Below are 25,053 nucleotides of genomic sequence, written 5' to 3'. Positions count from 1 at the left end.
CGTGGGCGTAGTGACGGTTGGCCGTCTCATATTCCACGTGCGCCGTGTTGATCGTGATGCCGCGCGCCTTCTCTTCCGGCGCCGCGTCGATGTCGGCGTAGTTCATCGCCTTCGCACCACCGGCCTTGGCCAGCGTCATCGTGATCGCCGCCGTCAGCGTCGTCTTGCCGTGGTCAACGTGACCAATCGTGCCGATGTTGCAGTGCGGCTTGGTGCGTTCAAACTTTTCCTTGGCCATTCTCTTCTCTCCGTCCCCTGAACAGGGGCTAGTCCTTGGTTTTCAGGGCCCCCGGCGGACCGAAGTCCGCCGAAAGCAGGGGGTTTGGGTTAGGCGTACTTCTTGATCACTTCGTCGGCGACGTGTTGCGGCACCGGCTCGTAGTGGTCGTACTGCATGGTGAACTGGGCGCGGCCCTGCGACATGCCCCGCAGGGTGTTCACATAGCCGAACATGTTGGCCAGCGGCACGAAGGCGTTCACCACCGTGGCGTTGCCGCGCATGTCCTGACCCTGGATCATGCCCCGACGACCGTTCAGGTCGCCGATGACCGAGCCCAGGTATTCCTCGGGCGTCACCACCTCGACGGCCATGATCGGCTCGAGCAGCTTGGGTCCGCCCTTCTCACGCAGTTCCTTGAAGGCCGCGCGCGAGGCGATCTCGAACGCCAGCACCGAGGAGTCGACGTCGTGGAAGGCGCCGTCGACCAGGGTCGCCTTGACGTCGATGACCGGGAAGCCGGCCAGCAGGCCGTTTTCCTTGGCCGACTTCAGGCCCTTTTCCACGCCCGGGATGTATTCCTTGGGGACGGCACCGCCGACGATGGCGGATTCGAACACGAAGTCCGTACCCGGCTCGCCCGGCTCGAACACCAGCTTGACGCGGGCGAACTGGCCCGTACCGCCGGTCTGCTTCTTGTGGGTGTAGTCGATCTCGGCCTTGCGGCTGATGGACTCACGGTAGGCCACCTGCGGCGCGCCGATGTTGGCCTCGACCTTGTACGTGCGCTTCAGGATGTCGATCTTGATGTCCAGGTGCAGTTCGCCCATGCCCTTCAGGATCGTCTGGCCCGACTCGTGGTCGGTCGAGACGGTGAAGGACGGGTCTTCCGAAGCCAGCTTGGCCAGGGCGACGCCCAGCTTCTCCTGGTCGGCCTTGGACTTGGGCTCGACGGCGATCTCGATCACCGGCGCCGGGAATTCCATCTTCTCGAGGATGACGGGCGACTTGATCGGGTCGCACAGGGTGTCCCCGGTGCGGGTGTCCTTCAGGCCGGCCAGGGCGACGATGTCGCCGGCGTAGGCTTCCTTGATGTCTTCCCGGTTGTTCGAGTGCATCAGCAGCATGCGGCCGACGCGCTCCTTCTTGTCGCGGCTGGAGTTCAGCAGCGACTGGCCGGTTTCCATCTTGCCCGAATAGATGCGGCAGAAGGTCAGCGAACCGACGAAGGGGTCGTCCATGATCTTGAACGCCAGAACCGACAGGGGCTCGTCGTCCGACGCCTTGCGGGTGATCGGCTCTTCGGTCTTGAAGTCGATGCCGGGGGTCGGCGGAATGTCCACCGGCGACGGCAGATAGTCGACCACGGCGTCCAGCAGCGTCTGCACGCCCTTGTTCTTGAAGGCCGAGCCGCACAGGATCGGATAGAAGGCGCCGGTCAGCACGGCTTTCCGGATGCACTTCTTGATGGTCTCTTCCGAGGGCTCCTGGCCTTCCAGGTAGGCTTCCATCGCCTCGTCATCCAGCTCGACGGCGTTGTCGATCAGGTACTGGCGGGCCTCATTGGCCTTGTCGACCAGATCGGCGGGGATGTCCTCGTCGTGGAAGCTGGCGCCCAGGTTGTCGTTGTCCCAGACAACGGCCTTCATCCGGACCAGGTCAACCAGGCCGCTCAGGTTCGACTCGGCGCCGATCGGGAACTGGATCGGCACGGCCTTGGCGCCCAGACGGTCGCGGATCGACTCGACCGACTTGTCGAAGTCGGCGCCGATCTTGTCCATCTTGTTGACGAAGACGATGCGGGGAACGCGGTACTTGTCGGCCTGGCGCCAGACGGTTTCGGTCTGCGGCTCAACGCCGGCGTTGCCGTCCAGCACGGTCACGGCGCCATCCAGCACGCGCAGCGAGCGCTCGACCTCGATGGTGAAGTCCACGTGGCCGGGGGTGTCGATGATGTTCAGGCGCTTTTCACGCCAGAAGGCGGTCGTGGCGGCCGAGGTGATGGTGATGCCGCGCTCCATCTCCTGGTCCATCCAGTCCATGGTGGCCGCGCCGTCGTGCACTTCGCCGATCTTGTGGTTCTTGCCGGTGTAGAACAGGATCCGCTCGGTCGTCGTCGTCTTGCCCGCGTCGATGTGGGCCATGATGCCGAAGTTGCGGTAGTCCTCGATCTTGTTGATGCGGGCCATGGGAAACGTGCCTTGAAGTGAGATCAGGGCGCGGGGGGCGCCCTCGGGAAAGTCGGTCTGTGCGGATGTGCGGCGCGGGCGATTTAGCTGAAACCGCCCGCGCCGTGAACCCTCAGATAGTCAGTGCAGGTGACGCTTTGAAGGCGCCTACCAGCGATAGTGGCTGAAGGCGCGGTTGGCTTCGGCCATCTTGTGGGTGTCTTCGCGCTTCTTGACGGCCGTGCCGCGGTTGTTGGCGGCGTCCAGCAGCTCGGCGGCCAGCTTTTCCGTCATGGTGTTCTCGCCGCGCTTGCGGGCAGCGTTGACGAGCCAGCGGATGGCCAGGGCACGACGGCGCTCGGGGCGAACCTCGACCGGCACCTGATAGGTGGCACCACCGACGCGACGCGAGCGGACTTCGACGGCCGGGGCCACGTTGTCCAGCGCGGAATGGAAGGTCGCGACCGGCTCCATGTCCTTCTTCTTGTCGGCCAGGATGTCGAAGGCGCCATAGACGATGTTCTCGGCGACGGCCTTCTTGCCCTCGTACATGACGTAATTCATGAACTTGGTGACGATCAGATCCCCGAACTTGGGATCCGGCAGAACTTCACGCTTCTGGGCGCGGTGACGACGGGACATGGGCTTGCTCTTCTTGGTTGTCTGGGGTCCGGCCCGGGCCGGGAATTAAATCGTGAGGCGCGAGGCTTACTTCGGACGCTTGGCGCCGTAGTGCGAACGACGCTGCTTGCGGTCCTTGACGCCCTGGGTGTCGAGCACGCCGCGCAGGATGTGGTAGCGCACGCCCGGAAGGTCCTTCACGCGGCCGCCGCGGATCAGCACCACCGAGTGCTCCTGCAGGTTGTGGCCTTCGCCGGGGATGTAGCACACCGCCTCGATGCCCGAGGTCAGGCGCACCTTGGCGACCTTACGCAGAGCCGAGTTAGGCTTCTTCGGGGTGGTGGTGTAGACGCGGGTGCAGACGCCGCGGCGTTGGGGGCAACCCTTCAGGGCCGGAACCTTGTTCCGGGCGACCTTGGGCTGGCGGGGCTTGCGGATCAGCTGGTTGATCGTAGGCATTCGAACCGTTTTCTCTTCATGTCAGGAGACGTGTGCCTGTCGGCCGGGGCGTCTCGGAGCCTTCTTTTGGACCCGGCCGGATGGCCGTGGCCCGGGTGGATTGTTCTCAAACGCAAAAGCCGGAATGCGCGCTTTGGGCATTCCGGCGGGACACAGCCCGTCGCATTCGATTGTCACGATCTCGGGAGCCGACGAATCCGCCCCGTCAAAAGTGCGCGGGTTCTACGCGCGGAAGCCCCGCGGGTCAAGGGCGTCGCGCCGCCCCTGTCCGTCAGCTTCCATAAGGCGGCGTCAGGGACGGTCAGCCCCCTGCCCTGCCCCCGGCGATACACTGCCCCCCGGATCGTCACAGCAAGGAGTTCGCCATGTCCCGCCTGCGCCTTCCCCTTCCCGGCCTGATCGCCGTTGTCGGCCTGATACTGGCCGGACCGGCCATGGCCGAGGTGCTGTCGGCCTGGGGTACGGGTCACACCCGGGCCGCCGCCTGTCAGGATGCCAAACGGACCGGTGAGCGGCAGGTGCGGAACCTGTCCTACGCCTCGGTAAGGGGCAGCCGGGATGCCTCGCGCACCCTGTCGGTGACCCACATCGGCTATTGCGAATGCTCGCGGGACGGCGACGACTGGGAATGCACGGTCGACGTCTACTACGAGCGGGACTGACCTCGCCTTCATCGGTGGTTCAGCGGGTTTCGTGTTGAGCTTGCGACGGAAACGCCGGTTGCCGGCGTTAAGCCTTCACGCCCAAGGGCAATCCTTCCTATCGACGAGACCCGATCCGCATGACCTCGACCCTTTCGACCGGCCCGTCCTCGCCCAGGCCCCGTCCGCGCCGCCGGAACCGTCGCACCTGGATCATGGCCGGTGCCGGCGTGCTGATCGCGGCGCTTGCGGTCTGGTTCTTCTTCCTGCGCGGCGGCAGCGATGCCGACCCGTACCGGACGGAAGACGTGCGTACCGGCGATCTGGTCCGCAGTGTCTCGGCCTCGGGCACGCTGGAAGCCCTGGTCACCGTCGAGGTCGGCTCGCAGATTTCGGGTCAGGTCACCGATGTGCTGGTCGACTACAATGACCGGGTGCAGCGCGGTCAGGTGCTGGCCCGTCTGGACCCGCAGAACCAGGCCTCGTCCGTCGAACAGTCGCAGGCGGCCATCGCCTCGGCCCAGGCCGGGATCGCCCAGGCCCAGGCCCAGGTCGCCCTGGCCCAGGCCGAGTATGACCGGCAGAAATTCCTGTTCGATCGCCAGATTATCGCGCAGGCCGCGCTGGATACGGCGGAGGCCTCGCTGCGTACGGCACGCGCCAATGAGCAGAGCGCCCGCGCCCAGGTCCGCCAGCAGCAGGCCCAGCTGCGCGCCAATCAGGCGACCCTGGGCCGGACCACGATCACCGCCCCCATCAGCGGCATCGTCATCGACCGCCAGATCGAGCCGGGCCAGACGGTGGCCTCGGGCCTGAACGTCGCTGTGCTGTTCACCCTGGCCCAGGACCTGTCCCGCGTGCAGGCGCTGGTGACGGTGGACGAGGCCGACATCGGCTCGGTCCGCGTCGGCCAGCCGGTGCGCTTTACCGTGGATGCCTTTGCCGACGACAATTTCACGGGCGAGGTCACCCAGATCCGGGTGCTGCCCACCACCGAGCAGAGCGTGGTCGCCTATACGGTCGTGGTCGAGGCGGACAATCCGGGCGAGAAGCTCTTGCCCGGCATGACGGCCAATGCCGACATCATTCTGGAAGAGAAGCGCAATGTACTGCGCGTGCCCAACGCCGCCCTGCGCTTCACCCCGGGCGACGTGCTGGCCGAACAGCAGGCCGCCCAAGCGGACCGTCAGGGCGGGGGATCGCCGTTTGGTCCGCCCGCCGGCGGCAACCGCCCGCGCGGCGCCGGTCGTGGCAATCTGGTCGCCACCCTGGTCGAGGAACTGAAGCTGGACAGCGACCAGCAGGCCAAGGTCACGCCGATCCTCGAAAAGGCCCAGCAGGACATGCGCGCCCAGCGCGGCGCCGGCGGCGGCCAGCGGCGGCGCGGCATGAACCCGGCCTCGGCCGCGATCCTGAATGCCGCCCTCGACGAGATCAAACCCCTGCTCCGCCCCGATCAGCAAGCCATTCTGGAAACCCAGCGCCTGCGTTTTGCCGGCGGCGGCAACCGCGGCGTGGTCTGGGTGCTGCGGGACGGCAAGCCTGTGCGGGTGCCGGTGCGGACCGGGGCCACCGACGGCTCCTATACCGAGATCCTGGGCGGCGAGCTGAAAGCCGGGGATCAGGTCATCACCGGCGGCGGACCGCGCGCGCCCGATCTCGAAGCCCAGCGTCGCGGCGCCCGCATGGGCGGCGGCGGCCGGTTCTAGAGCGATGATCCGTATCGATCACCTGACCAAGACCTATGTCATGGGCGACAATGTCATCCACGCCCTGGGCGGGGTGTCACTGGGCATCGACCGGGGGGAGCATGTGGCCATCATCGGCCCGTCCGGCTCGGGCAAGTCGACGCTGATGAATGTGCTGGGGGGCCTCGACCGACCGACGGGCGGCGACTATCGCTTCGAGGACGATCCGGTCGCCGACTATGACGACGACGAACTGGCCAGCTTCCGCAACCGGCGGATCGGCTTTGTCTTCCAGTCCTTCCAGCTGCTGCCCCGGCTGACGGCGGTGCAGAATGTCGAACTGCCGATGATCTATGCCGGGATCGCACCCGCCGAGCGGCGGGACCGGGCCGTGGCCCTGCTGGAGCGCGTGGGCCTGGGATCGCGACTGGAGAACAGACCGACGCAGATGTCGGGCGGACAGCAGCAGCGCGTGGCCATCGCCCGGGCGCTGGCGAATGCGCCGGACCTGCTGCTGGCCGACGAGCCGACCGGCGCGCTCGACACCGCCACCGGCCAGGAGGTGCTGGCCCTGTTCGACGAACTGAACGAACAGGGTCTGACCCTGTGCATCGTCACCCACGACACCGAGGTCGCCGCGCGCGCCCGGCGCCGGGTCGCGTTCCGGGACGGGCTGATCGTATCGGATGACCGCAATGCCGCATGATCCTCGTCCCCTGACCGGCAGCGCCATGAGCCCGCTCGAGCTGGTGCGTTTCGCCGTGGGCGCCATCGCCGCCCACCCCATGCGCTCGGCCCTGACGTCGCTGGGCGTGGTGATCGGGGTGGCGGCCGTCATCATGATGACCTCCATCGGCCTGGGCGCCCAGCAGAGGGTGGAACAGGCCCTGTCCAGCCTCGGTACCAATATGCTGGTGGTGCGGCCCGGGGCCCCGCGGGGCGCAGGCGGCGGCTTTGTGCGCGGCGGCGGGGGCTCGGGCGCCAGCCTGACCGTCGACGACGCCGAGGCCATGCGCACGCTGGACGGGGTGAAGGCCATCTCTCCGGCCGTCAACGGCGGGGCGCAGCTGGTCTATGACGGCGCCAACTGGGCCAGCCGCATCGAGGGGGTGACCCCCGAATATCTGGTGGCGCGCGACCTCGAGATCGTCTCCGGCCAGATGTTCGATCAGGCTGCCGCCGACAGCGGTCGCAAGGTGGCCGTTCTGGGCCAGACCGTCGTGCGCGAACTGTTCGGCGAGGGCGTCGATCCTGTCGGCCAGCGCATGCGGATCGGCCCCATTCCCTTTACCGTGGTCGGCGTGCTGGGCGAGAAGGGCCAGTCGGGCTTCCAGGACCAGGACGACATCGTGGTCATCCCGCTGGATGCCGCGCGCAGCCGCGTCATCGGTCGGGGCTCGGGCTCTCGCGGGAACAGCGTCAACCAGATCTACGTCAAGGCGGTGGACGAGGACTCCCTCTACCGGCTGGAGCAGGACGTCGCCGAACTGCTGCGCCAACGGCACCGCATCCGCCCGGGACAGGAGGACGACTTCAACGTCCAGAACCTGACCTCCATCCAGGAGGCGGCGCAGTCCTCGACAGCGACCTTCACCATCCTGCTGGCCGCGGTCGCCGGGGTGTCGCTGGTGGTCGGCGGGGTCGGCATCATGAACATCATGCTGGTGTCGGTGACCGAGCGGACGCGCGAGATCGGCCTGCGTATGGCGATCGGCGCGCGGCGCAGCGATGTGCTGACCCAGTTCGCGCTGGAGTCGGTGGCCCTGTCGCTGCTGGGCGGGCTGATCGGCCTGCTCCTCGGGGTCGGCGGCGCGCTGCTGATGTCGAAGTTCGGGGACTGGCCGGCAGCCATCCCGGCCTGGGCCGCCCCGCTGGCCATCGGGTTCTCAACCTTTGTCGGCGTGGTGTTCGGGGCCTATCCGGCGTGGCGGGCGGCGCAGCTGGACCCGATTGAGGCACTCCGCCGCGAATAGGCCCGCAATTCAGCCCTGACTTGGCCATGGTTGGCCGGTTGTCTGCCCCTCAGAGGGGAGGCCGCCACCGTGATCCGCAGGGACCGTCTGGACGCCATCATGACGAGGGTGGGCACGGCGCGCTGGCGCCTGCCGGTCGTCGTGGCCCTGTCGCTGATGGCGCACCTGCTGGTTCTGGGATTTCTGGCCTTTGGCGCCTTTGGTCCGGCGATGGATGAAGCCCGGCCCCTGCCCCCGCTCTATGTCGACATCGAGCCGCGCCCCCTGCTGGAGGGCGAGCGCCCGCGGCCGCCGCGGACGGCACCCCCGACCAGCACCGCCCCCCTGCCCGCCGCCGCCGACCGCACGATGCACGTGACCGATCCCCTCGCCCGTCCCGAGGAGGAGGACGAGGACGCCCCGGTGACCCGGCCCGCAACACCGGGCCTGCCCGGCCGCCCGTCATCGGAATGGGCTGTGCGGCCCGAAACCGAGGGCGGACGCGTGGCACGCAGCCTGCGCACCAGCACCCTGGGCTGCAATGCCCGGAATGGACGGATGTCGGCCGCCGAGCAGACGGTCTGCGACGAGGCCTTCAATGAGGCTGCAGCCCAGGCGACCCCGATCCGGGGCACCGACAATCCCGCTCGCGATGCCCGCTTTGCCGCCGAGGGCCGACGCGAGATCGAGCGCTATGAGGCCCGGCGCCGTCCACTGGCAGGGGGCACGGGGGTGACCGGCGTCGGCGACTGCCCCGGGTCCAATTTCGGCATGGGGTGTCCCGGCGCCCATCTGGACCCCGGCTTCCGGCAGGACACCAACGACCAGCTCGACCAGGGCCTGAGCGACCGGGATCGGCGAGAGGCCGACGAATAGAAAAAGGGCGGTGCCTTTCGACACCGCCCCGTTTCGTTCAGCCGGTCAGACCGATCAGCCTTCGGTCTCTTCCAGTTCGGCCGCCAGATCGGCGGGCAGAGCCTCGACCGCCGCCTCGCGGGCGTCGGTGAGCTCGGCATCGCGCTGGTTGGCGACCTTCTGCAGCGAGCGCAGATAGGCACCGGTGCCCGCCGGGATGAGGCGGCCCACGATGACGTTCTCCTTGAGGCCTTCCAGATTGTCGACCTTGCCGTTGACCGAGGCGTCGGTGAGGACGCGGGTGGTCTCCTGGAAGGACGCCGCCGAGATGAAGCTGCGGGTCTGCAGCGAGGCCTTGGTGATACCCAGCAGAACCGGCTGGGTGGTCGCCGGGCGGCCCTTGCGCTTGATGACCTTGGCGTTCTCGGCCTCGACCTCGGGGATATCGACGTGGTCGCCCTTGATCAGGGTGGTTTCACCCGAATCCAGGATTTCGACCTTCTGCAGCATCTGGCGAACGATCACCTCGATGTGCTTGTCGTTGATCGGCACGCCCTGCAGTCGATAGACCTCCTGCACCTCGTTGACGAGGTACTCGGCCAGCGCCTCGACGCCCTGGATGCGCAGCAGATCGTGCGGATCCGGGTTGCCGTCGATGATGTAGTCGCCCTTCTGGATCAGATCGCCGTCGTGGACGGAGATGTGCTTGCCCTTCGGGATGAGGAATTCGACCGCCTCGGCCTGGTTGCCATCGGCATCCACTTCCGGGGTGATCTTGATGCGGCGCTTGTTCTTGTAGTCGCGCCCGAATTCCACACGACCGTCCATTTCGGCGATGACCGCGCAGTCCTTGGGACGACGGGCCTCGAACAGCTCGGCCACCCGCGGCAGACCGCCGGTGATGTCGCGCGTCTTGGCGCCCTCGGTCGGGACACGGGCGATGATCTCGCCCGGCTTGACCACGTCGCCGTTAGCCACGGACAGAACCGCGCCGACCGGCAGCAGGTAGCGGGCGTCGGAGCCCGAGGCCAGCTTGGCATAGGCGTCACCGGTGGTGACACCCATGGCCGGACGCAGGTCCGAACCGCGCGGGTTGGCCCGCCAGTCGGTGACCACGCGCTGCGCGATACCGGTGGCCTCGTCGGTTTCCTCGCGGAACGACAGGGATTCCACCAGGTCCTCGAAGCGGATGGTGCCGCCGACTTCGGTCAGGATCGGCGTGGTGTACGGGTCCCACTCGGCCAGACGCTGGCCGCGAGCGACTTCCTCGCCCTCCTTCACGCGCAGACGGGCGCCGTACGGAGCCTTGTGGGTCTCGCGATCCTTGCCGTCCACGACCACGGTCACGATGACGTTGCGGCTCATGACCATCAGGTCGCCGTGCGCCGCCTTGACGGTCGGGCCGGTGATCTTGATCGACCCGGCGTTGGTCGCCTCCATGAAGGAGGTCTCGGCCACCTGGGCGGTGCCGCCGATGTGGAAGGTCCGCATCGTCAGCTGGGTGCCCGGCTCGCCGATCGACTGGGCCGCGATAACACCGACGGCCTCGCCGATGTTGACGTTGGTCCCGCGCGCCAGGTCACGCCCGTAGCAGTGGGCGCAAATACCGGCCTCGGCCTCACAGGTGAGGGCCGACCGGACCTTGACGGCCTGGACGCCGGCGTCCTCGAGGGCCTCGATCTCCTCTTCCTGGAGATAGGTGTCGGCGGGGAACAGGACGGTATCGGTGCCCGGCTCCTTGATGTCCTCGGCGGCGTAGCGACCCAGAACGCGCTGACCCAGCGAGACCAGCACATCACCGCCCTCGACCACGGCGCGCAGGGTGATGCCCCGCGTCGAGCCACAGTCTTCCTCGGTGACGATCGAGTCCTGCGCCACATCCACCAGACGACGGGTCAGGTAACCCGAGTTGGCGGTCTTCAGCGCGGTATCGGCCAGACCCTTACGGGCGCCGTGGGTCGAGTTGAAGTACTCAAGGACGGTGAGGCCTTCCTTGAAGTTCGACACGATCGGCGTCTCGATGATCTCGCCCGACGGCTTGGCCATCAGGCCGCGCATGCCGCCCAGCTGCTTCATCTGGGCCTGTGAACCCCGGGCGCCGGAGTTGGCCATCATGTACACCGAGTTGATGTCGGGGCGTTCGCCTTCGGCCAGCACGCGCGGCTGGGCGATCTCGGCCATCATGGCGTCGGCGATCCGGTCCGTGGCCTTGGCCCAGGCGTCAACGACCTTGTTGTACTTCTCGCCCTTGGTGATCAGGCCGTCAGCGTACTGCTGTTCGTACTCCTCGACCTGCGACTGGGTTTCCTCGACGAAGCCGACCTTCTTCTGCGGGATGACGATGTCGTCCTTGCCGAAGGAGATGCCCGCCTTGGCCGCCTCGCGGAAGCCCAGGCCCATCATCTGGTCGGCGAAGATCACCGTCGCCTTCTGGCCGCAGTGGCGATAGACTACGTCGATCAGATTGCCGATTTCCTTCTTGGTCAGGTTCTTCTCGAGCAGCCGGTAACCGACGTTCGGGTTCTTGGGCAGGATCGCGCCCAGCTTCATCCGGCCCGGGGTCGAGTCGATCACCTTGGTGACCAGCTCGCCCTCGGCGTTCATCTCGGTCCAGCGGGCCTTGATGCGGGTGTGCAGGCTGACGACACCGGCGTCGAGCGCGGCATCGATCTCGCCGATGTTGGCGAACAGCTTGCCTTCGCCCGGCTCACCGTCCTTGACCAGTGACAGGTAGTAGAGACCCAGCACGATATCCTGCGACGGCACGATGATCGGCTTGCCGTTGGCCGGCGACAGGATGTTGTTGGTCGACATCATCAGGACGCGCGCTTCCAGCTGGGCCTCAAGGCTCAGCGGGACGTGCACGGCCATCTGGTCGCCGTCGAAGTCGGCGTTGAAGGCGGCGCAGACCAGCGGGTGCAGCTGGATGGCCTTGCCTTCGATCAGCTTGGGCTCGAACGCCTGGATGCCCAGACGGTGGAGCGTCGGCGCGCGGTTCAGCAGGACCGGGTGCTCGCGGATGACTTCCTCGAGGATGTCCCAGACCTGGGGCTGTTCGCGCTCGACCATGCGCTTGGACTGTTTGACGGTGCCCGACAGGCCCTTGGCGTCCAGACGCGCATAGATGAACGGCTTGAACAGCTCGAGCGCCATCTTCTTGGGCAGGCCGCACTCATGCAGCTTGAGGTCCGGGCCCACGACGATGACCGAACGGCCCGAATAGTCGACGCGCTTGCCGAGCAGGTTCTGGCGGAAGCGGCCCTGCTTGCCCTTCAGCATGTCGGCCAGCGACTTCAGCGGACGCTTGTTGGCACCGGTGATGACCCGGCCGCGACGGCCGTTGTCGAACAGGGCGTCGACCGACTCCTGCAGCATCCGCTTTTCGTTGCGGATGATGATGTCCGGCGCCCGCAGCTCCATCAGGCGCTTCAGACGGTTGTTCCGGTTGATCACCCGGCGGTACAGGTCGTTCAGGTCCGAGGTGGCGAAACGACCGCCGTCCAGCGGCACCAGCGGGCGCAGTTCCGGCGGGATGACCGGCACAATGGTCAACACCATCCACTCGGGCTTGTTGCCGCTTTCGAGGAAGGCCTCGATCAGCTTGAGGCGCTTGGAGGCCTTCTTGGCCTTCATTTCCGAGGGGCTGTCGGCCAGTTCGGCGCGGTGCTTCTCGGCCTCGGCGTGCAGGTCGATGCCCATCAGCAGGTTGCGGACGGCCTCGGCGCCGATCTCGGCGGTGAAGCCGTCATCGCCGAACTCTTCCTGGTAGCGGTAATACTCGTCCTCTGTCAGCAGCTGGTTCTGCTTCAGCGGCGTCAGGCCCGGCTCGGTGACGATGTAGTTCTCGAAATACAGGACGCGCTCGACGTCCTTGAGCGCCATGTCGAGCATCAGCGAGATGCGCGACGGCAGCGACTTCAGGAACCAGATGTGGGCGACCGGGGCGGCCAGGTCGATGTGGCCCATGCGCTCGCGACGGACGCGGGCCAGGGTGACCTCAACGCCGCACTTCTCGCAGATAATGCCCTTGTACTTCATGCGCTTGTACTTGCCGCACAGGCATTCGTAGTCCTTGGTCGGGCCAAAGATACGGGCGCAGAACAGGCCGTCACGCTCGGGCTTGAACGTACGGTAGTTGATGGTTTCCGGCTTCTTGATCTCGCCGAACGACCACGACCGGATCTTCTCCGGCGAGGCCAGGGCGATCTTGATCTGGTCGAAGGTCGGGGTGACCGGGACCGGGTTGAAGATGTTCAGGACGTCCTGGTTCATCTCAGTTCCTTAGCTGCGGCGCATGCCGCGAAAACGATTGGTGGCGAGTGGCGAGTGGTGAGTGGCGAGGAGTGACTGGAGGACGCGGGCGAGGCTGGCTCGCCACACGTCACTCGTCACTCGCCACTCACGAATTCTCCAGCTCCACGTTCAGACCCAGCGAGCGCATTTCCTTGATGAGCACGTTGAAGCTCTCGGGAATGCCCGCCTCGAAGCTGTCGTCGCCGCGGACGATGGCCTCGTAGACCTTGGTACGGCCGGCCACGTCGTCGGACTTGACCGTCAGCATCTCCTGCAGGGTGTAGGCCGCGCCGTACGCTTCCAGCGCCCAGACCTCCATCTCGCCGAAGCGCTGTCCGCCGAACTGCGCCTTGCCGCCCAGCGGCTGCTGGGTGACCAGCGAGTACGGGCCGATCGAGCGGGCGTGGATCTTGTCATCCACCAGGTGGTGCAGCTTCAGCATGTAGATGTAGCCGACCGTGACCGGACGCTTGAAGCGATCGCCCGTCTGGCCGTCGTACAGGATCGACTGTCCCGAGCGTTCCAGACCAGCCTCGACCAGCAGGCGCTCGATGTCGCCGATGTTGGCACCATCGAAGACCGGCGTGGCGAAGGGCACGCCCTTCGACAGGTTCCGGGCCAGTTCGATCAGGTCCTCTTCATCGTCCGGCAGCGGGGTGTCCTTGCCATAGATGTCGGTCAGACGCTCGACCAGGGCCTTCTTCTGGCCGCCATGCTGCCAGTCGTCCAGCAGGCCGGCGATCTGCTTGCCGAGGCCCGCAGCCGCCCACCCGAGGTGGGTTTCGAAGATCTGGCCGATGTTCATGCGCGAGGGCACGCCCAGCGGGTTCAGCACGATGTCGACCGACGTCCCGTCTTCCAGGTACGGCATGTCCTCGATCGGCAGGATCTTGGAGATGACGCCCTTGTTGCCGTGGCGGCCGGCCATCTTGTCGCCGGGCTGCAGCTTGCGCTTCACGGCCACGAAGACCTTGACCATCTTCATGACGCCCGGGGGCAGTTCGTCGCCGCGTTGCAGCTTCTCGACCTTGTCCTCGAAGCGGCGGTCGAGCGCCTTGCGGGCGTCCTCGAACTGCTTCTTCATGGCCTCGAGCTCGCCCATGGCCTTTTCGTCGTCGAGGGCGATCTGCCACCACAGGCCGCGCGACAGGCCGCCCAGCTTCTCTTCGGTGACCTCGCCACGGCCCAGGCCCTTCGGACCCGAGGTGGCGTTCTTGCCCAGCAGCAGCGGCTTCAGACGGCCGTAGACGTTGCGCTCCAGGATGGCGAGCTCGTCGTCCCGGTCCTTGCCCAGACGCTCGATCTCGGCGCGCTCGATGGCCACCGCACGTTCATCCTTGTCGACGCCGTGACGGTTGAAGACGCGCACGTCGACCACGGTCCCGGCGACGCCCGGCGGCAGACGCAGCGAGGTGTCGCGCACGTCCGAAGCCTTCTCGCCGAAGATGGCGCGCAGCAGCTTCTCTTCCGGGGTCATCGGGCTCTCGCCCTTGGGCGTGACCTTGCCGCACAGGATGTCACCCGGCTGGACCTCGGCGCCGATGGCGACGATGCCGGCCTCGTCGAGGTTGCGCAGGGCTTCCTCGCCGACGTTCGGAATATCGCGGGTGATCTCTTCCGGCCCCAGCTTGGTGTCGCGGGCCATCACCTCGAACTCCTCGAGGTGGATCGAGGTGAAGACGTCGTCGCGCACGATGCGCTCGGAGATCAGGATCGAGTCCTCGAAGTTGTAGCCGTTCCACGGCATGAAGGCGACGAGGGCGTTGCGGCCCAGCGCCAGTTCACCGAGGTCCGTCGACGGGCCGTCGGCGATCACGTCGCCGGCCTTGACCGTATCGCCCACGCGCACGATCGGGCGCTGGTTGATGCAGGTCGACTGGTTCGAACGCTGGAACTTGGACAGGCGATAGATGTCGACGCCCGAACGACCGGCGTCGGACTCGTTGGTGGCGCGCACCACGATCCGGGTCCCGTCGATCTGCTCGACAATGCCGTCACGCTTGGCGACCACGACCGCGCCGGAGTCCACGGCCACGACCGCTTCCATGCCGGTGCCGACCAGCGGGGCGTCGGCCTGGACCAGCGGCACAGCCTGACGCTGCATGTTGGCGCCCATCAGCGCGCGGTTGGCGTCGTCGTTTTCCAGGAAGGGGATCAGGGCCGCAGCGACCGAGACCACCTGCTTGGGCGACACGTCCATCATGTCAACGTCGGCCTTGGCCAGCAGTTGCGATTCCCCGTTGACCCGGCCCGGGACCAGGTCCTCGACGATCTCGCCGGCCTTCAGCTCGATGTTGGCCTGGGCGATGACGTGCTTCGCCTCTTCCATGGCCGAGATGTAGACGACGTCGTCGGTGGCCTTGCCGTCCTTGATGCGACGGTAGGGGCTTTCGATGAAGCCGTACTTGTTCACCCGGGCGTGAGTGGCCAGCGAGTTGATCAGGCCGATGTTCGGGCCTTCCGGCGTCTCGATCGGGCAGATCCGGCCATAGTGGGTCGGGTGCACGTCGCGGACCTCGAAGCCCGCGCGTTCGCGCGTCAGACCGCCCGGCCCAAGCGCCGACAGGCGGCGCTTGTGGGTGATTTCCGACAGCGGGTTGGTCTGGTCCATGAACTGCGACAGCTGCGAGCTGCCGAAGAACTCACGGACGGCCGCGGCCGCCGGCTTGGCGTTGATCAGGTCGTGCGGCATGACCGTGTCGATATCGACCGAGCTCATGCGCTCCTTGATGGCGCGCTCCATGCGCAGCAGACCGACGCGGTACTGGTTTTCCAGCAGCTCGCCGACCGAACGCACCCGGCGGTTGCCCAGGTTGTCGATGTCGTCGATCTCGCCCTGGCCGTCCTTCAGGCCCACCAGGATCTGCAGGACCTTGAGCACGTCTTCCTTGCGCAGCACGCGGACGTCGTCGCCGACTTCCGGGCTTTCCAGGCGCATGTTCATCTTCACGCGGCCGACCGACGACAGGTCGTAGCGCTCCGAGTCGAAGAACAGCGAGTTGAACATCGCCTCGGCCGCTTCCGGGGTCGGGGGCTCGCCCGGACGCATGACGCGGTAGATGTCGAACAGCGCTTCCTCGCGGCTCGAATTCTTGTCCACGCGCAGGGTGTTGCGCATGTAGGCGCCGACCGTGACGTGGTCGATGTCCAGAATGTCGAGGGTGGTGAAGCCGTTCTCGACCAGCAGGTCGATGGTGGCGGCGTCCAGCTCGTCACCGGCCTCGGCGAAGATCTCGCCGTTTTCCATATTGACCGCGTCGGCGGCCAGATACTTGGTCACCAGGGCGTCGGACGCCAGCGACAGCGACTTGACCGTTTCGCCCAGCTTCTTGGCGGCGCGGGCGCTGATCTTGGTGCCGGCCGGTGCCACGACCTCGCCGGTGTCGGCGTCGACCAGGTCGAACTCGGGCTTCACGCCGCGCCAGCGCTCGGGCTTGTAGGGCGTGACCCAGGTGTCACCGCGCTTCTCGTAGGGCACGGTGTCGTAGAAGGTCTTGAGGATTTCCTCGCCGTCCATGCCCAGCGCCATCAGGAACGTCGAAGCGGGCAGTTTGCGGCGACGGTCGATACGGACGTAGACGATGTCCTTGGCGTCGAACTCGAAGTCCAGCCAAGAGCCGCGGTACGGGATCACGCGGGCGGCGAACAGCAGCTTGCCCGACGAGTGGGTCTTGCCCTTGTCGTGGTCGAAGAAGACGCCCGGCGAGCGGTGCATCTGCGAGACGATCACGCGCTCGGTGCCGTTGACGGTGAAGGTGCCCTTGTCCGTCATGAGCGGGATGTCGCCCATGTAGACGTCCTGCTCCTTGATGTCCTTGACCGAGCGGGCGCCGGTTTCCTCGTCCGTCTCGAACACGATCAGGCGCAGCTTGACCTTGAGCGGCGCGGCATAGGTCATGTCGCGCTGGATGCACTCCTCGACGTCGTACTTCGGCGGCTCGAACTCATACGAGACGTATTCGAGCACGGCGCGCTCGTTGAAGTCCTTGATCGGGAAGACGGACTTGAAGACCGCCTCGATGCCCTGGTCGATGCGCTCGCCGGGGCGCACTTCGCGCTGCAGGAACTGTTCGTACGAGGCGCGCTGCACCTCGATCAGGTTCGGCATCTGCACCGCTTCCGGGATGCGACCGAAGGATTTGCGAATGCGCTTCTTGCCGGTGAACGACGTGGCGGAGGCGATCTGAGCCACGTGGGCGAGACCGTCGATGGACTTGGCCATTCCTGTTTCCCAATCGGCGGGCCGGACGGCCCGCAGTCAAAGCAATGACCCGTGGCCGCCGACGGCGGTCCCGGGCCTTACGGATGTCGGTGTCCACCCTCGATCGCGGGCCGCGGGCCTCTGCGATCAGGACACCAGTCATGTCGGCTCCCTTGGGGAGGAGCGCGCCTTCGCACCGGTCGGAGGGCAACGGACCGGGCCTCGGCGCTGTCGCGCGGACTCGTTACAGAGTTGTGCGGAACGCGGTGATATACTCGCTTTTCCGACGAAATAAAGGCCCCCGGTGAATTTCCTGCGGACTAGCCGCAGGTCACCCGTTCGATGATGCCGGTCTCCTGGTCGAAGAAGACGTTCATCCGGTCGGCCTGATAGTCCATGGTCACCGCACAGGTGGTGCAGGCCGTGCGGACATTGGCATCGGCGGCAAAGCTGACGGCGGCGATGTTGCGACCGATCAGCCCCTGACTACCGGCCGCGCCGCAGGTGTCGGTCGCGCCACCGGGCATGGCGGCGTCCGGGGTCGGGGCGCAGGCGGCCAGCAGGGCCAGGCTACCGGTCAGAAGGGCGGCACGCATCATGATCGTCGGTCTCCATGCTTTGACTGTCGAAGGGCTAAGGCGCGCCGGACCAGCCGGTTCCCTCAGCCGCAGCTGACCTGGGTTACCCGGTTGGTTTCGGCGTCGTAGAGAATGTTCAGCAGATACGGGGAATGGGCCTCGGTCCGGGGGCAGGTGGTGCAGGCCACGCGCCGGTTGGTCAGGTCGACCGGCACCGGGATCTCGCTGCGGTCCTTGCCGACCAGCCACTGGAGGGAGGATGCGCGGCACAGGTCGTTGGGGTCCTGGACCTCGAACGCCGCCTCGGCATAGGGCGTCCGGCCGGCAGGCGCGTCGGGCACGACCACCACGCCGACCGGGCGGGTCGGCAGGGACTCGGGCGGCGTACAGGCGCTGAGACCGAAGGCCAGCGCGGCCAGGATCAGCCCGCCTTTTCCCATCGTCCTTCCAGCGTCTGCCGCCAGTAGCTGATGTCCGCGCCCGCGGCCTTGAGCGCCTTCCAGCGCTCTCGCGCCTGCGTCAGCGCCGCCTCGTCCTGACCGTCGAATAGGATGAAACACCGTTGGAAATCCTCCGTCGGCCCAAAGTCTGATCCGTCGACAATGAACAGGGCCTGAGCCTGGTTCACATTGTCGGTTCCTGATGTGAACAGGATCGGTTGTCGCCCGGGATGAGGGTCGGAACTGTGGCCATGCGCGAGAAAACTGTCGTCCCGCCAGGTCCACAGCGCCTCGCCCAGGTGCCGGGCGAGGTCTGTGTCGGCGACCCGGACCTGGGCCCGCAGGCCGGCCTGCATCACCTTGTCCAGCAAGGTCGGAAGCACCTGCTCCAGACCCGACCGTTCAAGGTGGTAGAACCAGATTTGCGGACCCTGACCGGCCATGGCTTCCGGCCCCTCGCCTGCCCTAGCCCTCGTAGGTGTCGGCAATCATCCGGTCGAGCGTGCGCACGCCGAAGCCGACGCCGCCGTCCGGCACGGTCGACCGCTGGCTCTTGCTGACCCAGGCGGTCGGCGCGATGTCTATGTGCGCCCAGGGGGTGTCGTTGATGAAGCGCTTCAGGAACAGGGCGGCGGTGATCGAGCCACCGGCGCGGCCGTTGCCCATGTTCTTCACATCCGCGGCCGGCGAGTCGATATGGCGGTCGTACTGGTCCGGGATCGGCATGCGCCAGAAATTCTCGTCGACCTTGGCACCGGCATCGAGGATCGGCTGGGCCACCGAGTCGTCGTTCGAGAACACCCCGGCATAGTCCATGCCCAGCGCGACGATCATGGCGCCCGTCAGGGTGGCCAGATCGATCATGAATTTCGGCTTGAAGCGGTCCTGGGTGTACCAGAGGCAGTCCGCCAGAACGAGGCGGCCCTCCGCGTCGGTGTTCAGCACCTCGACCGTCTGGCCCGACAGGGATTTGACGATGTCACCGGGGCGCTGGGCATTGCCGTCGGGCATGTTCTCGACAAGGCCGATAACGCCCACCGCATTGACCTTCGCCTTGCGGCCCGCCAGCGCGTGCATGAGGCCGGACACGGCGGCCGCGCCGCCCATGTCCCACTTCATGTCTTCCATGCCCTCGGGCTGTTTCAGCGAAATGCCGCCCGTGTCGAAGCAGACGCCCTTGCCGACGAAGGCCAGCGGCGCCTCGCCCGAATTGCCGCCGTTCCACTTCATGATGGCGACATGGCTGTCGCGACGGCTGCCCATGCCGACCGCCAGCAGGGTGCGGAAGCCCAGCTTCTCAAGCTCCTTCTCGCCCAGAACCTCGACTTCGAGGCCCAGCGATTCGAGCGCCTTGCAGCGTTTGGAGAATTCTTCGGGGTAGAGGACGTTGGCGGGCTCCGAGACCAGGTCGCGGGCAAAGATCACGCCGTCGGCCACGGCCGACAGGGGCTGGAACGCCGCCTCGGTGGCCTTCACATCGGCGCAGACCACGGTCAGGCCCGTCACCGACGGGATCTTCTCGGGCTTCTGGCGGGTCAGGTATTTGTCGAAGCGATAGGCGGCCAGCTTGATGGCGAAGGCCACGCGGGCGGCCTGTTCGGCGCTGAACGAGCGGGCATCGACGGTCAGGGTTTCGGCCCCGCTCATCTTGACCGCGTGGAAGGCCGCTCCGGCCGCTTCCTCGATCGCCAGATCCGTCAGCTCGTCGCGCTTGCCCACGCCGGCCAGCACGACCACCGAGGCGTCCAGCCCGTGCGGAGCCGACACGACCAGCGTCTTGCCCTTGCCGCCGGTGAAGCGGCCGGACTGCATGGCGCGCTCGAAGGTGCCGCCGGACTGGCCGTCCAGGACCTTGCCGCCCTCGCACAGCTTGCGGCCCTCCCCGACAAGCAGGGCCAGGGCCTGCGGTTGTCCCAGATCGGCAGCAAAGGCGATGTTCATGAAGCACTCCCACCCGGGCGAGCGGCCCGGTTCCCGGTTACACAATACAAAAAGAGGCGTTCCGTTTCTTCCGACCGCCTCGATGTGTATTAGATGCGCGTTATCGACACGGCCCGCAACCGGGCGAAATTTTCCCACCGATGACGCTGATTCAAGGCTACCTTTTTCGCCAGTTGCTGCTGCCGGTCGCCGGGGCGTGTGCCGCGCTGGTGGGAATCGGTGTGCTGAGCCAGAGCCTGGAGCAGCTGGAATTCGTGGTCGAGCGCGGCCAGAGCCTGTGGCTGATGCTCAAGTTGACCCTGCTGGCCGTGCCCCAGCTGCTGGGGGTTATCCTGCCGATCGGCCTGTTCGTCGGCGCCCTCGTGGCCCTGACCCGGCTGCAGCGCGAGCAAGAACTGACCGCCGCCCAGGCCGCAGGCATCACCCGGGTGGCCCTGATCCGGCCGGCCGCCAAGCTGGCGGTGATCGTCATGGCGCTCGGCCTGCTCATCAATCTGGTCATCCAGCCCTGGTCCCAGACCACCGCGCGGACGGAGGCCTTTGCCGTACGCTCCGATCTGGCTGCGCTGCTGGTGCGCGAGGGAGAGTTCGTGCAGAGCGGCGACGGCCTGACGGTCTATGTGCAGGAGATCGAGCAGAACGGGCTGCTGAAGAACCTCTTCATCTATATCCGTGACGGCGAGACCACCCAGACCTGGAGCGCCGCCGAGGCCCGCTTTGGCCGTGTGGACGGGGAACCGGTGCTGACGCTCATCGGCGGGTCGAGCCAGCAGTTCTCCTCGGCGGGGGTGCTGAACCTGCTGTCGTTCGACACCTATGTCTTTCCCCTGGGCGGCTATGCGGAGGGGGCCGAGCAGCCCCGCTTCAAGCCCTCCGACCTCGGGCTCAGCGACCTGTTCATGCCGCGGCCGGAGATGATCCCCTCGGTGGGCACCCGCAACGAGCTGCTGGCGGAGGGGCATTCGCGGCTGGCCTCGCCGCTGTATGCCCTGACCGCCATGGCGCTGGCGCTGGCGGCCATCCTGGCCGGCTCGTTCAGCCGCACCGGCTATGGCATTCGCGTGGCCAAGGCGGCGGCCGTGTTCCTGCTGGTCCGCATCCTTGGCTACGGCGTGGTGGCCGCCGCCGCGTGGACGCCATGGCTGAACCTGTTGCAGTACGCCTTCCCCCTCGTGGTCACGGGCCTGGCCGTCGCCATGCTGTTCCGGGCTCCGAGGCGGGGGCGGAGGCTGGACCTGTTCGACTGGCGCGCCCTGATGCCGGGGAGCGCCCGGGCATGAGCTTTCGTTCTCCCCGCCTGTTCAGCCTCGGCCGGATCGAACGCTATGTGCTGATCCAGCAGGCCCGGTCGCTGACCGTCGCCCTGGCCATCATCGCCAGCCTGATCATGCTGATCGACTTCGTGGAGATTTCGCGGGGCGTCGGCTCGGACGTCGATCTGTCGGCGCTGCGTATCCTCGGCCTGATGGCCATGAAGTCGCCGGCCGTGATCCTGCAGCTGATGCCGTTCGTCTTTCTGTTCGGGACGCTGGCCGCCTATGTGGGGCTGAACCGGCGGAGCGAGCTGATCGCCATGCGGGCCGCCGGGCTGTCGGCCTGGCGGTTCGTCCTGCCGGCCGCCGGAACCGCGCTGATCTTCGGCATCCTGACCATCACCGTGCTGGGGCCGGTCGCGGCCTGGGGCGACGGGGTCTTCCAGCGCGAGCGCACCCGCCTGTCGGCCGCTCCGGTGGAAAGCGACCGGCCCGAAGCCGTCTGGATCCGCGAAGGGAACAGCCAGCGCCAGATGATCATTCGCGCCGAGCAGCAGGACCGGGCCCGGGCGCGCCTGACCGGGGTGACCTTCTTCATCTATACGGTCGGCGAAAACGGCGCTCTCAGCTTCGTCGAACGGCTGGACGCCGCCTCGGCCTCGCTGACCGCCGGCAGCTGGCGGCTGGTCGATGCCGTGGGGGCCCAGACCGGCCAGCGGGCCGTGTCCTATGCGCGGCTGGACCTGCCCTCGAGTCTTGCGACGAATGAAGCCTTCGCCCGCTTTGCCCGGCCGCAGTCGACCTCGCTGTGGGCCCTGCCGACCCAGATCGAGCGGGTCGAACAGGCCGGCTTCTCCTCCACCGCCTATCGCCTCCGGCTGCACCAGTTGCTGGCCACGCCGCTGATGTTTGCCGCCATGTCGATCCTGGCGGCGGCCTTTTCGCTGCGGCTGATGCGGCTGGGGGATCTGGCGCGCATGTCGATTGCGGCCGTCATCCTCGGTTTCGCCTTCTTCTTCGTGAACCAGACGTTCGCGGCCTTCGGGACGGCGGAAGTGATTCCGCCCTTCCTGGCCGCCTGGCTGCCTCCGGTGCTCACCGGGCTCGCGGCCTTCACCCTGCTGTTCTATACGGAGGACGGCTGAGCTGCCCCCCGTTCGAGGTTGATGTGAAGCAAGACAGGATTTTGTCCGGCCCAGCGGCCCCCCGGCCCGGCCGCCAGAAGCGCGGCGCCCTGCGCGGGCGCCTGCTGGCCGGTGCGGCAAGCCTGGCCTGCGCACCCCTGTTTCTGGCCGGCCAGGCCCTGGCCCAGGAGGCCACGCCCCCCGCGCCCGCCGACGGTCTGGCCCCCGAGGCGGTCTATATGGACGCGGGCAATGTCTCGCGCGATGGCGATGTCCTGACGGCAGAGGGCACGGCGGACGGCGAGCGCGTCTTTGCCCGCTTCCGGGACCACACACTGCAGGCCCGGCGCGTGGCCTATGACCTCGCGAACCAGACCGCCACGGCCGAGGGCCAGGTCGAGCTGGTCGCCCCGGATGGGACGGTGGTCTATGCCTCGCTGCTGGAGCTGGAAGACGACCTTCAGACCGGCGTCGCTGTCGACTTTGCCACCCGGCTTGAGAACGGCGCCAGCCTGATGGCGGCCACGGCGGTCCGGCGCTCGGAAACGCTCAACGAGCTGAACTACGCCCTCTTCACCCCCTGCCCCATCTGCGACGAGGAAGGGCGGCCCAAGACCCCCAGCATCTCGATCCAGGCCGAGCGGGTGGTCCAGGACGAGGCCCTGCGCGCCATCCTGTACCGGAACGCGGTTTTCAAGATCGGCGGGGTGCCGGTTCTGTACCTGCCCTACTTCGGCCACCCCGACCCGACGGTGGAACGGGCCAGTGGCCTGCTGGTGCCAATTATCGAGTTCGATCAGGAACGCGGCCTGTCGTATGAACAGCCCTATCTGATCGTGGTGTCGCCGTCCGAGGACTGGCTGATCAGTCCCCAGCTGAACACCGAGGTCCTGCCGCTGCTGAACCTGCAATGGCGGCGCCGGTTCGCCGACGGCACGATCGTGGCGCGCGGGGGCTATACCTATGAGCGGACGTTCGGCGATTTCGACATCGACGACGACGGCATCGACGATGTGCCGACGCCGCTGGACCGCGAGCACCGCAGCTATCTGCTGGCCCACGGCCGGTTCGATCCGAACGGGCCGTGGCGGTGGGGCTTCACGGTCGAGCGCACCTCGGACAAGACGCTGTTCGACCGTTACGACATCCGAAATCCCTATCAGGACAACGGCCTCTACTACGGGGATGAGCGCCGCCTGATCAGCCAGATCTACGCGGAATACCAGACGCGGCGCAGCTATGTGTCGGTCGCGGCCTTCGATATCCAGAGCCTGCGGATCGCCGAGGCCAATGAGGCGGCTCCCGGGCTGAACGTGTTCGAGGCCGACAGCAGCCTGCCCTTCGTCGCCCCCCTGATCACCGCGCGGTGGGAGCCCGAAGGCCCCGTGCTGGGCGGTCGGCTGAGGCTGAGCGGATCCTCGGTCGCCCTGTTCCGCGACGACTATGTCGGCTCGCCGATCCTGCGGCCTGAAGTGGTACCCGATCCGGTGCCGGCAGGCCTGTCAGGCGTGGACAGCCGTCGCGTCACCGGCCGGTTCGACTGGCGCCGGGCGATGGTCAGCCGCGCCGGGGTGATCTGGGAGCCGTTCGTGGACGGTCGGGCCGACATCTATTCGCTCGACGACCTGCCGCCACCATTCGCCAGCGGGTCCGAGACCCTCAGCCGCGGTCGGCTGAGCGCCGGTCTGGATATCCGCTACCCGCTGGTCAAACCGTTGTCTGGCGGCGGAGACCTGATCGTCGAGCCGCATGCCCAGCTGTCGATCTCGACCGCCAGCGACCTCGATCCGCGCATTCCCAACGAGGACAGCCAGACGCTGGAGCTGGACGCCGGCTCGCTGTTCCGCATGGACCGCTTTCCGGGGTTTGACCTGTATGAAGGGGGTGCCCGCCTGACGCTGGGCGCGCGCACGACCTATCACTGGGGTCCGGCGCGCGAGGCCTCGATCTTCATCGGCAAGAGCTGGCGCGATGATGACGAGCCGGGGCTGCTGGCGGTTCTGCCCGACCCCACGCTTCCGGCCGTGCCCGCCCTCTACGACCCCACGGGGCTGGCCTCGTCGTCCTCGGACTGGGTGGTGCAGGGCAGCTTTACGGCCACCGACGGGATCCGCGGCTGGGGCCATGCGACCTTTGACGACTCGGGCGATGTGCGCCGCGCCGAGGCTTCGGTCGATGCCACCTGGCGGCGCCGCGACCGCGCAACCGTGACCTATATCGTCGACCGGTCGAACCCGCTCGGCGGACCGCTGAACCGGAACTATGAGTTCGTGGAACTTCAGGCCCAGCAGTTCATCTGGGGCAATTGGGGCATCGCCGGCACGGGGGTGATGGATCTGGAGCGGGACCTGATCACCCGATCCGAGGTCGGCCTGCTGTTCGACGACGACTGTTTCCGGTTCGAGGTGGGGTATCGGCGCGACAACACGCGGGTTCGCCCCAGTGGCCCGTCCGAGGGCGTCTACATCCGCCTAAACCTCGCCACTTTTGGAGGGTCAGGCTATGACCGGAATGACAGGCGCTGGTAGGCAGGGTTCCGGACGCGCGCTCGCGGGTTTGACCTGACGCCGAACTACGTTGATACGGGGCTGAGTTGATGCGGGGCGAGTTGCCGACGGCGCC

General features: G+C 67.0%; 18 protein-coding genes. 8 read left to right on the top strand and 10 right to left on the bottom strand.

The window, feature by feature from the left end; genetic code table 11:
• The 4 genes from J7346_RS11810 to rpsL form a co-directional block, all read right to left on the bottom strand.
• The coding region (locus tag J7346_RS11810) for a GTP-binding protein (RefSeq protein WP_245157828.1) at positions 1-238 on the bottom strand (238 nt) is incomplete at its 3' end.
• A gap of 89 nt (positions 239-327) precedes the next feature.
• Positions 328-2,406 (bottom strand): elongation factor G, encoded by a 2,079-nt coding sequence (gene fusA, locus J7346_RS11805; RefSeq protein ID WP_209120137.1) that lies wholly within the window; start codon positions 2,404-2,406, stop codon positions 328-330.
• Between the two features lie 147 nt (positions 2,407-2,553).
• A complete protein-coding gene (gene rpsG / locus J7346_RS11800; protein WP_123286926.1) occupies positions 2,554-3,027 on the bottom strand; it encodes a 30S ribosomal protein S7 in 474 nt (157 codons plus the stop codon).
• A 66-nt stretch (positions 3,028-3,093) separates the two neighbouring features.
• A complete protein-coding gene (gene rpsL / locus J7346_RS11795; protein WP_209120136.1) occupies positions 3,094-3,465 on the bottom strand; it encodes a 30S ribosomal protein S12 in 372 nt (123 codons plus the stop codon).
• Positions 3,466-3,830: 365 nt separating this feature from the next.
• Between rpsL and J7346_RS11790 the strand changes: the two genes are divergently transcribed.
• The 5 genes from J7346_RS11790 (at position 3,831) to J7346_RS11770 (ending at position 8,622) form a co-directional block, all read left to right on the top strand.
• Complete coding sequence (locus J7346_RS11790) at positions 3,831-4,127, top strand: hypothetical protein (protein WP_209120135.1); 297 nt, start codon at positions 3,831-3,833, stop codon at positions 4,125-4,127.
• Positions 4,128-4,246: 119 nt separating this feature from the next.
• Positions 4,247-5,815, top strand: a complete 1,569-nt coding sequence (locus J7346_RS11785) for an efflux RND transporter periplasmic adaptor subunit (RefSeq protein ID WP_209120134.1) — start codon at positions 4,247-4,249, stop codon at positions 5,813-5,815.
• Positions 5,816-5,819: 4 nt separating this feature from the next.
• A complete protein-coding gene (locus tag J7346_RS11780; protein WP_209120133.1) occupies positions 5,820-6,500 on the top strand; it encodes an ABC transporter ATP-binding protein in 681 nt (226 codons plus the stop codon).
• Positions 6,490-7,767, top strand: coding sequence for an ABC transporter permease (locus J7346_RS11775; RefSeq protein ID WP_209120132.1), 1,278 nt, complete (start codon positions 6,490-6,492; stop codon positions 7,765-7,767). The genes J7346_RS11780 and J7346_RS11775 overlap by 11 nt, the downstream gene beginning before the upstream one ends.
• A gap of 69 nt (positions 7,768-7,836) precedes the next feature.
• Positions 7,837-8,622, top strand: coding sequence for a hypothetical protein (locus tag J7346_RS11770; RefSeq protein ID WP_209120131.1), 786 nt, complete (start codon positions 7,837-7,839; stop codon positions 8,620-8,622).
• A gap of 54 nt (positions 8,623-8,676) precedes the next feature.
• Here the strand turns inward: J7346_RS11770 and rpoC are convergent, their stop codons facing one another.
• The 6 genes from rpoC to J7346_RS11740 form a co-directional block, all read right to left on the bottom strand.
• Positions 8,677-12,873, bottom strand: a complete 4,197-nt coding sequence (gene rpoC / locus J7346_RS11765; RefSeq protein WP_209120130.1) for a DNA-directed RNA polymerase subunit beta' — start codon at positions 12,871-12,873, stop codon at positions 8,677-8,679.
• Between the two features lie 127 nt (positions 12,874-13,000).
• Positions 13,001-17,116 (bottom strand): DNA-directed RNA polymerase subunit beta, encoded by a 4,116-nt coding sequence (rpoB, locus tag J7346_RS11760; protein ID WP_209120129.1) that lies wholly within the window; start codon positions 17,114-17,116, stop codon positions 13,001-13,003.
• Between the two features lie 299 nt (positions 17,117-17,415).
• On the bottom strand, positions 17,416-17,694 hold the full coding sequence (locus J7346_RS11755) for an I78 family peptidase inhibitor (RefSeq protein ID WP_209120128.1): 279 nt from the start codon (positions 17,692-17,694) through the stop codon (positions 17,416-17,418).
• A 62-nt stretch (positions 17,695-17,756) separates the two neighbouring features.
• A complete protein-coding gene (locus J7346_RS15050) occupies positions 17,757-18,113 on the bottom strand; it encodes a hypothetical protein (RefSeq protein ID WP_245157827.1) in 357 nt (118 codons plus the stop codon).
• Positions 18,095-18,556 (bottom strand): DNA polymerase III subunit chi, encoded by a 462-nt coding sequence (locus J7346_RS11745; RefSeq protein WP_209120127.1) that lies wholly within the window; start codon positions 18,554-18,556, stop codon positions 18,095-18,097. The genes J7346_RS15050 and J7346_RS11745 overlap by 19 nt, the downstream gene beginning before the upstream one ends.
• 22 nt (positions 18,557-18,578) lie before the next feature.
• A complete protein-coding gene (locus J7346_RS11740) occupies positions 18,579-20,054 on the bottom strand; it encodes a leucyl aminopeptidase (protein WP_209120126.1) in 1,476 nt (491 codons plus the stop codon).
• Between the two features lie 140 nt (positions 20,055-20,194).
• Here J7346_RS11740 and J7346_RS11735 point away from each other — a divergent pair, with 140 nt between their 5' ends.
• The 3 genes from J7346_RS11735 to lptD are packed head-to-tail and all read left to right on the top strand — an operon-like array spanning position 20,195 to position 24,959.
• Positions 20,195-21,334: an LptF/LptG family permease gene (locus tag J7346_RS11735; protein ID WP_209120125.1), complete on the top strand. Its 1,140-nt coding sequence runs from the start codon at positions 20,195-20,197 to the stop codon at positions 21,332-21,334.
• Positions 21,331-22,452 (top strand): LPS export ABC transporter permease LptG, encoded by a 1,122-nt coding sequence (gene lptG, locus J7346_RS11730; protein ID WP_209120124.1) that lies wholly within the window; start codon positions 21,331-21,333, stop codon positions 22,450-22,452. The genes J7346_RS11735 and lptG overlap by 4 nt, the downstream gene beginning before the upstream one ends.
• A gap of 41 nt (positions 22,453-22,493) precedes the next feature.
• Positions 22,494-24,959, top strand: coding sequence for an LPS assembly protein LptD (gene lptD, locus J7346_RS11725; RefSeq protein WP_245157826.1), 2,466 nt, complete (start codon positions 22,494-22,496; stop codon positions 24,957-24,959).
• Positions 24,960-25,053: the final 94 nt, after the last annotated feature.

The sequence above is a fragment of the Brevundimonas sp. A19_0 genome (assembly GCF_017744255.1).
Classification (GTDB): Bacteria; Pseudomonadota; Alphaproteobacteria; order Caulobacterales; family Caulobacteraceae; genus Brevundimonas.
Note: the sequence above shows the minus strand (reverse complement) of the source record. Positions and strands in the feature narration are given on the sequence as shown.